The sequence below is a fragment of the Rhodopirellula sp. UH5 genome (assembly GCF_056839225.1).
Genome location: NZ_CM166390.1, coordinates 4,487,745 through 4,500,679, shown reverse-complemented (window position 1 = coordinate 4,500,679; position 12,935 = coordinate 4,487,745). Strand labels below are relative to the sequence as shown.

The 12,935-nt window shown below is 57.1% G+C and carries 12 protein-coding genes; 3 read left to right on the top strand and 9 right to left on the bottom strand.

Annotated elements, in window-relative coordinates:
- Window positions 1-303: 303 nt before the first annotated feature.
- On the top strand, window positions 304-1,713 hold the full coding sequence (locus UH5x_RS15905) for a DcaP family trimeric outer membrane transporter (protein ID WP_047816849.1): 1,410 nt from the start codon (window positions 304-306) through the stop codon (window positions 1,711-1,713).
- A 154-nt stretch (window positions 1,714-1,867) separates the two neighbouring features.
- Here UH5x_RS15905 and UH5x_RS15900 read toward each other — a convergent pair whose 3' ends face one another.
- Together UH5x_RS15900 and UH5x_RS15895 are read right to left on the bottom strand one after the other, a co-directional pair.
- Window positions 1,868-2,806: an SHD1 domain-containing protein gene (locus UH5x_RS15900; RefSeq protein ID WP_047816850.1), complete on the bottom strand. Its 939-nt coding sequence runs from the start codon at window positions 2,804-2,806 to the stop codon at window positions 1,868-1,870.
- A 32-nt stretch (window positions 2,807-2,838) separates the two neighbouring features.
- Window positions 2,839-4,068, bottom strand: a complete 1,230-nt coding sequence (locus UH5x_RS15895; RefSeq protein WP_482632983.1) for a hypothetical protein — start codon at window positions 4,066-4,068, stop codon at window positions 2,839-2,841.
- Between the two features lie 154 nt (window positions 4,069-4,222).
- On the opposite strand from UH5x_RS15895, the gene UH5x_RS15890 reads away from it, so the two are divergent.
- Window positions 4,223-4,462, top strand: coding sequence for a hypothetical protein (locus UH5x_RS15890; RefSeq protein WP_482632982.1), 240 nt, complete (start codon window positions 4,223-4,225; stop codon window positions 4,460-4,462).
- Between the two features lie 235 nt (window positions 4,463-4,697).
- On the opposite strand, the gene UH5x_RS15885 is transcribed toward UH5x_RS15890, so the two are convergent.
- Window positions 4,698-5,678, bottom strand: coding sequence for a nuclear transport factor 2 family protein (locus UH5x_RS15885; protein WP_047816891.1), 981 nt, complete (start codon window positions 5,676-5,678; stop codon window positions 4,698-4,700).
- A gap of 274 nt (window positions 5,679-5,952) precedes the next feature.
- Between UH5x_RS15885 and UH5x_RS15880 the strand changes: the two genes are divergently transcribed.
- Window positions 5,953-7,269 (top strand): carbohydrate porin, encoded by a 1,317-nt coding sequence (locus UH5x_RS15880; protein WP_482632981.1) that lies wholly within the window; start codon window positions 5,953-5,955, stop codon window positions 7,267-7,269.
- A 157-nt stretch (window positions 7,270-7,426) separates the two neighbouring features.
- On the opposite strand, the gene UH5x_RS15875 is transcribed toward UH5x_RS15880, so the two are convergent.
- The 6 genes from UH5x_RS15875 to UH5x_RS15850 form a co-directional block, all read right to left on the bottom strand.
- Window positions 7,427-8,734 carry a BatD family protein gene (locus UH5x_RS15875; protein ID WP_482632980.1) on the bottom strand — a complete coding sequence of 436 codons (1,308 nt, stop codon included), beginning with the start codon at window positions 8,732-8,734 and terminating at the stop codon, window positions 7,427-7,429.
- 137 nt (window positions 8,735-8,871) lie between these two features.
- Window positions 8,872-9,501, bottom strand: a complete 630-nt coding sequence (locus tag UH5x_RS15870) for a tetratricopeptide repeat protein (RefSeq protein WP_482632979.1) — start codon at window positions 9,499-9,501, stop codon at window positions 8,872-8,874.
- A complete protein-coding gene (locus UH5x_RS15865) occupies window positions 9,501-10,454 on the bottom strand; it encodes a vWA domain-containing protein (RefSeq protein ID WP_482632978.1) in 954 nt (317 codons plus the stop codon). The genes UH5x_RS15870 and UH5x_RS15865 overlap by 1 nt, the downstream gene beginning before the upstream one ends.
- On the bottom strand, window positions 10,451-11,488 hold the full coding sequence (locus UH5x_RS15860; RefSeq protein ID WP_482632977.1) for a VWA domain-containing protein: 1,038 nt from the start codon (window positions 11,486-11,488) through the stop codon (window positions 10,451-10,453). The genes UH5x_RS15865 and UH5x_RS15860 overlap by 4 nt, the downstream gene beginning before the upstream one ends.
- A complete protein-coding gene (locus tag UH5x_RS15855; protein WP_482632976.1) occupies window positions 11,482-11,994 on the bottom strand; it encodes a DUF4381 domain-containing protein in 513 nt (170 codons plus the stop codon). The genes UH5x_RS15860 and UH5x_RS15855 overlap by 7 nt, the downstream gene beginning before the upstream one ends.
- Window positions 11,994-12,920 (bottom strand): DUF58 domain-containing protein, encoded by a 927-nt coding sequence (locus UH5x_RS15850; RefSeq protein ID WP_482632975.1) that lies wholly within the window; start codon window positions 12,918-12,920, stop codon window positions 11,994-11,996. The genes UH5x_RS15855 and UH5x_RS15850 overlap by 1 nt, the downstream gene beginning before the upstream one ends.
- Window positions 12,921-12,935: the final 15 nt, after the last annotated feature.

The following is a 12,935-nucleotide window of genomic DNA, read 5'->3' as shown; positions in this document are numbered from 1 at the left end:
TTCCGTCGACCAGGGCGGTGGGGACGCCACCGCCAGCGACAATTGGCCTTTTCCTGAGACATCGATGGCATTGATCACGCCCGGTTAAAATTTCACCTGGATAGGCGTCCAATCTCCTGAGTCGCTTTGTTGGCGTTAAAACCGAAGGAATCGTTCAAGTTTGCCAGGTTGCCGTGTCGAATCTAGGAAGGGTGAATCGCCTTTTGTGGCCATTGCGATGTGCGGACCGCGAGCGAGTGCGGTGACTTGTTGAGAAGCATTCGTTGAGCAAGATTGTGATGGGGTTGTACCGAACCAAGTCGAATGAGTTGCAAGACCCCCGCACGAACGATCTTTGACCGCGCGACCCGGCAATGGTTCTTGCTTGCACTGCCGTTGTGGTTTCTCACTGTGCCCTTGAAAGCCGAGGAAAGCCTCGCGTCGTTTCTACAGACGGCTGAGGCGGAGCATTTTGACGAACCGTTGTTGTTGGCTCAGTTCTCTGAGTTCAACGAGAGTTTGGACGCGATTGAGTCGCCCGTGACCGAGGTGTTGGATCAGTTGGATACGATCTCGCTGGATCGTTCGCTGCAGCAATCGTTCACGACCGAATCGTTCGACAGCCGAGCGGGAACTCAGCAGCCGAACAACTTCACCGCGTTTCCTGATTTCAATCGCGGGATTGTTGTGATTGGTGAAGAAGCGGCCTTGAAGATCGGTGGGTTTGTCAAAGCAGATTTCATCACTGACTTTGACCCAATTGACTCGGTCGATTCCTTTGACACCAGTCAGATTCCCGTTGGGGCAGCCGAACGGAAAAACTCTCGGTTCCACGCTCGGTCTTCCCGTTTGAGTTTTGATACTCGATGGAAGGTTCAGCAAGAGGTGGTTCGGGCGTTCGTGGAAGCGGACTTCTTTGGTGGCGAAGATGGTTCCAATGGATCGCTCAGATTGCGACATGCTTATGGGACCATGGGGTATGTCACGGCGGGGCAGACGTGGACCACTTTCACGCACCCATCGGCCGTTCCTCAGACATTGGATTTTGAAGGTGCTGTTTCGAACGTGAACCGACGGCAAGGGTTGGTGCGTCTGGATTTGCCATTGGGCAATTGGGGATGGTCTTGGGCGGTGTCGCTGGAAGACCCTCGGATCGAGATCGACATCCCCGTCGGTGTGACGGGAGAAGGGCGAACGGAATCACCCGATGTGATCACTCATTTGAAATTGGAACGACCCCGAGGCGATTTTCAAGCGGCGTTTGTTATGCGAGAACTGGGCTTTCAACCGGTCGGGGATCCAGTCATCACGGGCACCGCCTGGGGATTCAACTTCACCGGTTCAGCGAAGGCCACGGAAGACACGCGGCTCTATTCCCAAATCACGTTCGGAGAAGGGATCGGCAGCTATCGAGGGTCACCTGATGTGGTGTCCACTGGCCCAAGCAGCGCGGCCATTTTGCCGATGTTTGGATGGATGGTCGGTTGCAAGCATGTTTGGAATGATCGGCTGACATCAAACTTGACGTACAGCGAACTCTTTCTGGATCCCATTGCGGGTCAGGATCCGACCAACCTGCGTCAAACCAACTACCTCGCCGTGAACTTGATTCACAATCCGGTCGATCGGGTGTTCGTGGGAATCGAATACCTGTACGGGATGCGAGAGAACCAAAACGGCAACCAAGCCGACGCAACCCGTTTGCAAATGAGCTTCGGGTTTTACCTGCCGTGAGGATTCGTATCCTCGTCCACGACGACCACCTGACACTCATTGATCCAGCGCTGCTTAGCAATGCACGATCAATTACTGACGTAGTGGATGAGGCCACGAATCCTGATTCACGGGACTCGTTGCCTCATCCACTACGAAATCCGCTACTTGGTGATCAGTAGCTGAACTTGCGTACGCCGACCATGAAATAGCCCGGGTAGTTCGGCAGGACCATTTGTGTGGCCGTCAAACTGTCTCGGGCGCTCACCATGATGCTGGTGGGACGACCGTAAACACCTGGGTTGGGCGCAATTCGGACTTCCCAGATCGATGTCAGTCCAGTGCGAACGGCGGCCATGTTGAACTTGAGGACTTCGAGCTGTTGCCGCTGTTGCTGCTGAGCCATGGTTTGTTGGTAATGCGAGGCCTCGGACCGCATCATCAAATCTTCACGGGCTCGGGCTACGTCGTCGGCGTGGTACTTCTTCCAGTTTTCCCAGCCTGCTTGCAGGACCTCGAGATCCTTTTCGCTGAACATGAAAAACGGGACCGCGATTTGGTCGCCGGAGGCCAGTTCCATCAGCACGCCTTCGAGGGTGTAGGACTTGGGTTGTCCTCCGAAGCCGGCCACGAATTGTTTGAGGTCCGTTTCCTTTTCCAAGGATTCGTTTTCGAGGACGGAAAGAACTCGAAGGATGAGCTTTTGGTGCAGCGGATCAAAGGTTGAAAATGCTTTGCCGTTGATGGTCACGGCGCCCAGTTTTCGATCCAGCGTGTATTCCTTCTTCCCGTAGGCAAGGATCTTCGCCTGAATCTTTAGCCCATCGCGAGATGTCCAGGTGTGCATTTCAAGGTCGCCACCTGATTCCCTTTCCGATTCGCTTTTGGTCAATTTCGTGACGAATTCGCGGTCTTCGTCCGACAGGTCTTTCAGCTCGACCGCAGCAAGGCGGCCCGAACCACGACGTTTCAAGATCGCCGTGGTGTCGTTGGATCCAATCAGTTCGCCTTCCAATTTGTAGGCACCGTTGGCACTGGTCCAAGTACGAGGTTTGGCGCTGGCAAACGAAGCGGTCGAGAGGACCGCGACAACAAGTAAGAAGTGACGGAACATGATGTGGTCTAATTCGAGTGATTGAGAAAGGATCAGTTGTTGTCGTTCGATGAATTGTCCGATTCCTCGGTCAATGAATCGTCAGTTGAATTGGCCGACTCTTCAGAATCCTCAGGGCTGGGCAAGCGAACGAGCATGTAGGTGTCTTGTGTTTCGGTTCCAAAGTGAACCAGCACGGATGCTTCATCTTGCGTCAAATTATAGAGGCCGGTCTCCACCACGATATCTTCGTTTTCGCCAATTCGCATTGCAACTCGCTGAGTTTGCTTGTCGACTTGGCCTTGGATGGCCTGTGTTTCATCGGTTTTTTGATTGTGGAGCGTTCCGGACACGATCCCTTCTTTGTTGACCGCCAACTGGACAATGCGGTCAGGGTCGACATCGTCGGCATCGGTTGTCAACGCGAAGGTTCCCAAGGGAAGCCACTCTGATTCTTCAGCGATCTCTTCGCTTTCAGGGGCGTCCACCGTCGCGAGGTCGGCCGCTGTTTGGGCGAACTCCTCGGACGTCGCCACTTCTTCACCACCGATGTAAACGCGATTGTCTTCGTAGGTCACGTTGCCTTCGCTGCTGTAATCGTAGTAGACCGGTTGCTCCATCGATGGAGCGGGGGCACTCCAGGTGAACCAGTTGGTCACCGTGGGGTACGTCGGTGTGCTCCACCAATACGAGGAGGGGTAGTACCTGTACGAATAGAAGTAGTGCCAACCACAGAAGCGGAATGGGTGTCGTCCCCACCAATTGGGACCGAAGCCGTGATAGTGGCAATGATTGCGAACTTGGTTTCCCCAGCGATGGAAATGGTCATAGCGATGGGGCGGAATGGCTGGCCAATTGCTGACGTTGTTCAAGCGGTTTTGCCACCGGTTGTTGATCTGGTTGACTCGGTTGTTATCCAGATTGGCCCAGCCCATTCTGTTGTTGATGATATTGTTGTTGCCAATGTTCACGTCGCCGATGTTGATGTCAGGGCGGCGATTGGGTGGCAGGCGATCACCGGGATTGGGGCGGCGGTCGAGGCCGGGACGATTCTCAAGCCCTGGGCGTGTTCCGGCGCCGGGGCGATCTGCGAGGGAGGGACGATCGGCGGTACCAGGTCGATTTCCGATTCCAGGTCGGTCTCCTGTTCCGGGGCGATCGGTGCTACCGGGGCGGTTGGGGCGTTCATTTCCACTGGGACGCAGGGGACCATCGAGTCCCAGGAAGTTGCCGACGTCGCCCGTGGAAGGACGGCCACCGGGGAGCTTTCCAAAGTCTGGCATGTCGGGGCGATTCGAGCCGCCAGGACGACTGGGCCGGTCACTGCCGGGAAGATTTCCTCCGGGCCGATTTCCACCCGGCAGATTGGGGCGAGAAGCACCTGGGCGATCTGATCCGGGCCGATTGCCGGGAAGGGTGCTTGGTCGATCAGGGCGAGTGGGCAGGTTGTTGCCTGGTCGCGTGATCCCGGGTTGGGTGGAACCGGGACGAGAGGTTCCTGGTCGCGAATTGTTGGGCAGTGAGATGTCCGGACGCGAAATGCTGGGGCGAGAAACGTCGGGGCGTGATGGTCGTGTTCCGGTGCTGGGTAAACTTGGACGACTGGTGTTGAAGTTCGGCCTGCTCGTGCTGGGGCGGCTGAAATTGTTCCCGCTCACGTGGGGCATGCTGGTTTGAGGTCGGCTGGTGGGCATGCGGTTGCCGCCGCCCATGCTTCCGCGATTGAAGTTCGAAGCGCCACCCATGCTGGGCCGTGCTCCTCCGCCTCCACCACCAAACGAACGGCCGCCTCCGCCGCCACCTCGTCCTCCAAATCCGCCCGCTTCAAGCGACGGCAATGAAAGGGTGGTCAGGGAAAGTGCGACGCAAACCGACACCCAGCGCCAAGGCTGCATTGGATTGATCGAAAGATTCATTGGTTGGCTCCCGATGGGGTCGCGGTATTGGGGGAAGGTTCGTCGGTGGCTGTGGTGTCCGTTTGTCGCTTGAGCGTGACGGCTTCACCGTTGGGAAGCGGCTCGCCGTTGAGCACTCGCGAAATGATGCGAACCGTCATCGTGTCACGATCAATGGGGCGGACAATGCACGTCGCGGTCGCTTGCCCGCCATCGGCCAGTGTTTGAGTCATTTCCATTCGCCAGTGATCTTCTTCGCCTGCCCAGTAGCCGTTGCCGAAGCTGCCGTCGGCAAAGTAGGTCCAAGACTTCACACGGTTGGATTGTGGGTCGTAGCCAATCATCTCGTAGCCGACCGGCTCTGTTTCGGATCCCACTTGAAAAGTGCGACGTATGAAACGACGCCCTGGCAAGAAATCAATTTTACTTTGGAGGCCGTTTTCCGAGTCTTCGTTCCATGTTCCAACCAACCATCCCAGTGCTTCAATCGGGTTGGCTGAATCGACGGAAGAGGCTTCGTCGGTGGCACGTTCGATGATGGTCGTGATGACCCAGTCCGCGGAGCGCTTGGACAGTGTGATCTCGAACGAAGATGTTTCTTCAGGAGCTTGATCCGACGTCAGCGTCGTGGTTCCGCGAACCGTTGCTTGATTGGTCTCCGTTTGTTCGACTTCTTCGACGGTCGCGCTCAGCTTCAGAGTGGGTTCGGTCTCGACGGCAGCTCGGATCTGATCGATCAGTTCCGTGGCGGAATTGGCTTCTCGTCCCGACGTCTGGTCCCGGTAGCGAACATCGGCTGCAACGAATTGGGGCAGCGAATCAAGTTCTCTGTGATTGAATGCGTCGGCGTACTGTTGCAGACGTTCCTGGACCGCCTGGCGAGAGTTGGAATCCACGGCCGCCGGTTGACCGTCTTGTGCGATCACGTCCGAGCCGACGGATCCGAGGATTGCGGCGGTGAGGCATGCACCGAGCAAAAGTGTTGGACCTGTATTCATTTCAAAGTGTTCCAGCCGACAGGTGAGAAGAGATTGGCGGTCAAGCAAAACGAAGAGCATTCGAAATTGTCCTCTCAATCTTAGAGAGTCGGGTCGCGAATTGCTCCCATCGAACCCAGATAATCCGCAGAAGTTGGCCTCGAAACGAAAATTTCGGCATGTTCAATTTTCTGGTGCCAGGAAAAGAGCGGGGTGGGGGGGAGTGCGTCCGAAAAGGTGGGTGTGGGTTGTCGAAACCAGGAAGTCATTGTCGAACGAAATTCGAGGCACCTCGATGGACCGAACCGAATTTACAAGAAAACTGAACGTCAAAACGATTCTGCTTGGCGTCGTTTTCATACTCCTGGGATCGTTGACTCAGGTTTCGTACGCTCAGGTGGACGATTGTTCTGCTTTTTCCGCCTGTGATTCCGCGCTCGGTTGCTGCGACGATTGTTCGAACGACCATTGCATTTGCAAGGCAATCCGTGAATGTCTGGCGGAAAGCGGCATCACCTTTTCGAACAATCTGACGCAGTATTACTTCGGAACAGCCGGTGGTGGTCTGGAACAGACCGCTCGCTATGGAGGCCACGGGGACTACGTGGCCAACATGGACCTTGGAAAGCTCGGTGTGCACGAAGGTTTGTTTCTGAAGCTGCGAGCTGAGCATCGGTTCGGTCAAACGATTGGCGCGTCAGCCGGTGTCATTTTGCCGCCGACCTTGGCCGCTGAGCTGCCCGTCGCGGATAGCGAGAGTTTGTATCTGACCAATGTGTTGTTCACCCAGTTTTTGTCCGAGCGTTTCGCGGTCTACGCCGGCAAACTGGACACACTCGATGGTGATACCAATGCCTATGCGAGCGGTCGCGGTGTCACGCAGTTTTCCAATGTTGCTTTTGTGGCCAACCCAATCGTGTTGCGATCGGTGCCTTACTCGTCGCTTGGGTGTGGTTTTGTTGTTCTGGGTGACGAGGGCACACCGGCCTTCAATTTCGTGGTGATGAACCCCACGGACACCGCCGACTCAGCTGGCTTTGACGAGCTGTTCGCTGATGGCGTTGTGGTCTCGGCGGAAATGAGAATGGCAACGGACTGGTTGGGGACGCCCGGTCACCAATTGGTCGGGGCCTCCTGGAGCAGTCGCGACTACGTTTCGCTCGGCCAAGATCCACGGATCATCCTTCCCAGCGTGCCGATCAACCGAGCCTCGGATTCCTGGTCGGTGTATTGGAACACGGACCAAGCCTTGTGGGTCGACCCCTGCGATTCAACTCGACACTGGGGATACTTTGCCAGAGCCGGGATTGCCGACAGTGACACCAACCCGATCAGCTATCTGCTCAGCGCTGGTTTGGGCGGCGCAAGTCCGATTCGCGATGGGGACACGTTTGGTGTTGGGTACTACTACAGCGGAACCAGCGACGAGATCGGGCCGTTGTTGACCGCAGCCTTGGGCCCCATTGGTGACTCGCAGGGCGTGGAGGTCTTCTATCGGACTCAGTTGACCAAATCGATTTCGGTGACGCCCGATTTTCAGTGGATTGATCAAGCTCGCGAGCAAGTCGCCGATGCGTACTTGTTGGGGCTACGGATGAACGTTGCGTTCTGAGCAGGTTGGGGCCAAACGCATCCGGCATGAAGCGGTGCAGTTTCTGGTGACGCGGAGTGCCCTCCCCGGAAATCTCGCTTTCCGACCCTCCCTAACTGCGTTTGGGAGGGTGAATTGATGTTCGCGATCGTAGGGCTTCGAAACTGCACAACTACTCTCAAGCGATGGGGTTGAGAGGCGGCAAGTGTTCCTCGGGTGTGTGGTGCTTGGAACGCCGCTGGTGCAGGTGTTGCTGAAACGCTTGGGCAAGCGACTCGCCTTTCCAGGCTGAATCGGTTTGCGTTTTGACCGAGGGAGCGGAGTTTGTCGCGGCAGCGTGACTGTAGAGCAATCGATGCAGTTCCAAGACCAGCGATCGCAGTCCGTCAGAGAGACGGACGTTTTCGGGTTGCGTGTTGAGCCATTGGTTCCAAGCGGTTTCTGCGGCGTGAGCATCGTTTGTCTGGCAAGCCCGAATCAGGCGGCGGGCGGCGATACGGTCGGGCGGGTTGAGTCGATGTTGGATCGTTCGAAATCCAACTGCGATCCGGTGGGACTGCGTTGCGATCAGGATGGCCAACGCGCCCAGGATTGAGAACGTCCATGCCAAGGGTTGCCAATTGGGCTCTTCCACCGTTGCGAGTTGAGGCTGAGGAGCGGCAGTCACGTCGAACGTGGCTGCGGGCAAGGTGTGCGACCCGAAGGATTCGTCGTCGGGATTCCACCACACGTATCGAATTGCTGGCAGCGTGAGTTTTCCCGAACCTTTGAATTGATACGTCACCGTGTCAATTCGTTCGCCTGTGAATTCGCCTCGCTCGGTGTGGTCGTTCACTTGGGGTGACTTGACGTAGGCTTGGATGCCATCGGGAACGTTGGTTGGCGGTGGAGCGAGCACCATGCCCGAAATCTGGTCGGCTGTTTGGGTGATGGTGCGGTGAACCACGTCGCCTTGTTTGGCTTTGCCCGGCGGTGGATCCCACGTTTCTTGGATGTCGATTTTGTCAGCCGTGACCACGAAGACATCGGGATCGTAGTCCGGTGGTGCTTGGATCTCGACGGTCACTTCGGTGGTCTGCTGAGTGTGATCGGTCGTCGGTCCTGTGAACCCTTCTCGGTTGGCGTAGCGGACCTCAAACGAAGGGATTTTGATGGTGCCGAAGGTTTGGGAATACAACGCGAATTCGTGGGTTTGCACAAACCAGGACTCGTCCCCAACTTCTTCGGAGGACACCACGGGTGATCCGACTTGCAGGATCACTGTGCGTGGAATCTGCGGCAGTGAGAACGACGTGGCACCCACAAACGATCCAGGGGCACGGACCTGCACCGAGAATGGCAGTCGTTGTCCCACCCAGGCCTTCGGAGTGGGGACTTTGATCGTGACCGGTTGGGGCGGATTGTCTTGGGCGATGGATTGGGTAACGGTCAGGCAAAGCGTCAACGCTAGGAACGTTGCGGAGAAGTAATGGAGCTGTTTGAACACGTTTTTAGCGGAGCGGCGCGAGCCGCCCGGTGCGTTACCGGAGGGCTTGCGCCCTGCCGCTATCATTTGGAATGTCGAGCCTGCGTTCGAACCGCAGTCCGACGGAGATGCAGGAAAAGCATGTTGCGAAGGAGCGGTCATGGTTTGTCTCCATCGCTGGTCTTCGCTTCGACAGGTTGGTCTTGGGATTCCTGGTCGCGATTGGCCATTTGGTAGCGGAACTTGGACTTCAGGAAATCGGCCGGTTTGGTTTGCACTTGACGCAACCAGACGGCTTGCACGGAGGCATCGTTCACAGCTTGTTCTGCGGTGATGTCGGTGTCTTGGCCTTCGTCTTGCTTCTTCTTGTCTTTGTCAAACACGATTTCATCGGCTCCCAGACGTTGGTCACCGGCGTCCCCGCCTTTGGCTTCGGTCGCCATTTTACGAGCCGTTGCGAGGTCCAGGTTCTCTTGGGCTTCCTTCCAGTTCGGGCGTGCTTTCAATGCGTCTTGGTAGCTGGCGATGGCTTCGTCGTACTTGCCTTGCATCAGCCAGCAGTTGCCCAGGTTGAAGGTGGCCTGTGGGCCGGTTGTTCGTGAAAAGGATTGTGCCGCATCGGCGAACTCGCCGGCGCGATACCAAGCGACTCCTTGCCACATGGGATCGTCGAAGGCGTTGGCCGCGTCGGTGTATTGTTCTTGATTTAGCAGACGCTGACCAAGTTGGTCCGGTGTCCACCACCAAGTTGACCATCCGATCACGCCTAGAATCAGCCATGTTTTCATCAGGAGGCGTCCTCATGGGAGGTGCGTTCACGTCGAAACGACCACGCCACCATGGCGGCGAGGAGAGGGGACAGCCAGTAGCCAGATTCTCGCCAGCGATCGCTCTGTCCCGCGAGGCCGGACGACGAGCGACGCTCGGCGTACTGCACGATCGATTGGATGTCTTGGTCGTCGATCGTCAACGGGATCCGCTTGCCGCCGAGTGTTTTCGCGATCGCTTGCAGCGATTCGGTTTCTTGAGATTCCTCGGGTAGCAAACTCAGGATTTCGATTGGGGGCGATCCAATCGCTTGGTGAGCGGCGGCGACTTGCTGAGGATCCAGAATGGCTTGATTCGCGATGATCAACAAAGTCGCTCCGCCTTCTTGGCGGTTGATCAAGCGACCTGCTTCGGTGATCGCTTGGTCAAGCGCATCGCCCGCGACGGGCATGATGGCGGGGCTGATTTCTGCGGCCATGTCGGCAACAACGGAGGTGTCTTCGGTGGGCGGCAAGACGGTGTGAGCCGATCCGGAATAGGCGATCAAACCCAGTGGGTCACCTGGGCGTGCTTTGGCCAAGTCGGCGACTTTCAACGCGGCTCGTTGGAGAGGCGTGGTGGTCTGGGCAGCCGACGCCATCGTTTCGTCCGCTTTCATCAAGATGATCAAGGGTTGAGCGTCTTGTGCGAACGGGTTGGCTTCCACTCGCCACGTTGGCCCCGCGATCGCGACGACGCTGACAATCCATCCCACCAGCAGCCAAGTGAATGCCGGGAGGCGTTGCCACCCATGCTTGGATGGTGCCCCACTTTGGTGAACCAAGGCGTCCAGTAAATTTGAATCGATTTGGTTTCGCCAACCCCGAAGCGGATCGTGACTGCAATGCCAAGCCCATGCCAAACCAAACGCAATTGGAATGAGAAATAAGCAAGTCGGACGAATGAAGTGAAACGCGTTCCAGACATCGATCATGCGACCACCTCCATCTCACCCGTGATTGGGTTGACGTGGATTCGTTGGTCTTGTTCGACAGGAGTCGTGTGTCGTCGACCTCGCCAAGTCGCGATTGCCTTGGCAAACATTGACAGCAGCAATGCAACTAGAAGCGGCCAGTAGTAAATGTCTGTGCGAGGACGGTGGCTGATGGTTTCGATGATCTTCGTTTCGATCTTGTCGAGTTCGTTGTAGATGCCAGCCAGGTGTTCGCGGTCGGCGGCGAAGAAGTACTTTCCGCCCGCTTCGGAGGCCACGTCCTTGAGACTTTGTTCATCGAGTTTGGCTTCGCCAACCGTCGTCGGGTCGCCGATCGCGACGGTGTAGATTTTGATGTCTCGCTGAGCTGCGACGCGAGCGGCTTCGACCGGAGGGACTTTGCTTTTGGTGTCATTGCCGTCGGTCAGTGCGATGATGGTTTTGGCTCGTTCGGCGTTTTCGTCGAACAAGTTGACGCCCAATCCGATGGCGTCCCCCAACGCGGTCCGTGGGCCAGCCATGCCGACTTCGCACTCGCCGAGCAGTTCCTGGGAAAGCTGCAAGTCGGTTGTGAACGGAGCTTGCAGGTACGCTGCATCGCCGAAGACGACCAAGCCCACCCGGTCACCTTTGCGTTTCGCGAGGAAACCATCCAAGACCTCTTTGACCGCATCGAGCCGGGAGACCTCTATTCCCGCATCATTTTGAAAGTCTTCTTGTGACATCGAACCCGATAGATCCACGAGCAGCAGCAAATCTCGCGTGGGGATCTCCTTGGTGATCGGAGGCTCCAGCCATTGAGGTCTGGCAACTGCAGTCAACACGGCAACCCAAATGGCAATCGCAAGCACGCGGCGAGACCCGCTTTGCGGCCGAGTGTTTGCGGATGACGTGCCATCCAAAACTTGTTGCAGCCGATCACCGAAGGGAACAAGGACGGAAACTTGGTGTTGTTGTTTCGGTGGCAGAATCAGTCGCACCAACCACGGCAGCGGCAACAACAGGAAGCACCAGGTGGAGGCGAAGGTCAACATGTTGGCTCCTCGCAGGTGGCGTTTGAGTCGGTCGGGTTGGATGCGTTGGAAGAATGCTGGGCAATCCAAGCGGCCGCGAAAGCTCGCAGTTCATCGAGCGATTCTTCAATTGCGTGGTCGCGATAGGCCGCGGTTGCCAACTGCTCGCGAACGGTTGGCGAAAGCGATGGAGACGGCTCCGTCGGAAATTGTTGCGACAACCATTCGGGCCAGCGGTTGCCAGTCATCGTTGCCAGTTCGGATCGCGGTTTGATTGCCAAAGCGGTGCGTCGGAGGAGTTCCGAGATGGCAGCGGCCGTGTTTGCCGACTCCAGTTCGTGAATTGCTTCGCGGCGGTAGGCATTCGCTTTCCAAGTCCGCCAGTTCTTCCATGCCAGCCAAACACCCACTGCCAACAGGACGGCAAACAGCACGTACCATCCTGGCGCGAGTGGCCACCAGGAAACCGGCGCGGGCACAACAATGTCGTTCAGCCGGTCGAGGCTGGCTGGGTCGCTGGCTTGCATCACGCGGTGTTCCCAAAGAGAACCCGGATCTGCTCCGCGACGGGGTTGGCCGTGGAAAGTGGCATCAGAGGAATTCGCAGGGATCGAAAGACACTTCGCCAGTGCGAGAGGACTTGACCAAATGCGGCTTGGAAGTCCTCGGGAAAGGAGGCGTGGTCCGGGATTTCCCAGGTTCGTCCGCCGTGGCTGGCCAGCATGCCGGGGGCGCCGCTCAATCGAATGCCAAGTGGATCGTAGACCGCCGTGACAAGCACATCATTGTGGGCAGCGATCCGAGTCACGAGGCGACTGGTTTCTTCGTCGGCTCCGTCGAGGTCGCTGACCAAGATCACCAGATGATCGTGCCGAGCGATTCGCGACGCGTTCTCGAGAACCTGGTTCAACGTGATCGGTGAGGCGGGAGGCGGCGCTGACGAAGCCGATGGCTCAGCGAGGTTCTGATTCAGTCGAACAATTTGATGCAGCAGGTGCAGGACTCGAGTTTGACTGCGGTGGGGACGGACTTCCGCGATTTCGGTTTCATTGAACACCAGCCCGCCGACTCGATCGCCGCTGGCAAGCGAACGCCAAGCACCCATCGCGGCCAGTTCTGCCGCTGCGACGGATTTCATCGCGCGTTGACTTCCAAAGAACATCGGTTTGCGTTGGTCGACCAACAACAACACGGGACGTTCGCGTTCTTCACTGTAAACACGGATGTGGGGTGAACGAAGACGAGCGGTCGCCTTCCAGTCCATTTGGCGGATGTCATCGCCCTGTCGATACTGGCGAAGTTCTTCAAAGGACAGACCACGACCACGAAGCCGCGAGGCATGACGTCCAGCGAGAAGCGATCCGACGGGTTGGCGAGGTAGAAGCGAGAACCCGCGCGCGTCGGCTTTGCATTGCAGCAGATCTTGAAACGTGATGGTGACTCGGGCGGACATGGGCGGCCTTCGTTC

Bases quoted from the DNA above. Each gene is read 5' to 3' on its own strand.
- UH5x_RS15905 (WP_047816849.1), top strand. From the start codon at position 304: ATGAGTTGCAAGACCCCCGCACGAACGATCTTTGACCGCGCGACCCGG.
- UH5x_RS15900 (WP_047816850.1), bottom strand. From the start codon at position 2,806: ATGTTCCGTCACTTCTTACTTGTTGTCGCGGTCCTCTCGACCGCTTCG.
- UH5x_RS15895 (WP_482632983.1), bottom strand. From the start codon at position 4,068: ATGCCAGACTTTGGAAAGCTCCCCGGTGGCCGTCCTTCCACGGGCGAC.
- UH5x_RS15885 (WP_047816891.1), bottom strand. From the start codon at position 5,678: ATGAATACAGGTCCAACACTTTTGCTCGGTGCATGCCTCACCGCCGCA.
- UH5x_RS15880 (WP_482632981.1), top strand. From the start codon at position 5,953: ATGGACCGAACCGAATTTACAAGAAAACTGAACGTCAAAACGATTCTG.
- UH5x_RS15870 (WP_482632979.1), bottom strand. From the start codon at position 9,501: ATGAAAACATGGCTGATTCTAGGCGTGATCGGATGGTCAACTTGGTGG.
- UH5x_RS15865 (WP_482632978.1), bottom strand. From the start codon at position 10,454: ATGATCGATGTCTGGAACGCGTTTCACTTCATTCGTCCGACTTGCTTA.
- UH5x_RS15860 (WP_482632977.1), bottom strand. From the start codon at position 11,488: ATGTTGACCTTCGCCTCCACCTGGTGCTTCCTGTTGTTGCCGCTGCCG.
- UH5x_RS15855 (WP_482632976.1), bottom strand. From the start codon at position 11,994: ATGCAAGCCAGCGACCCAGCCAGCCTCGACCGGCTGAACGACATTGTT.
- UH5x_RS15850 (WP_482632975.1), bottom strand. From the start codon at position 12,920: ATGTCCGCCCGAGTCACCATCACGTTTCAAGATCTGCTGCAATGCAAA.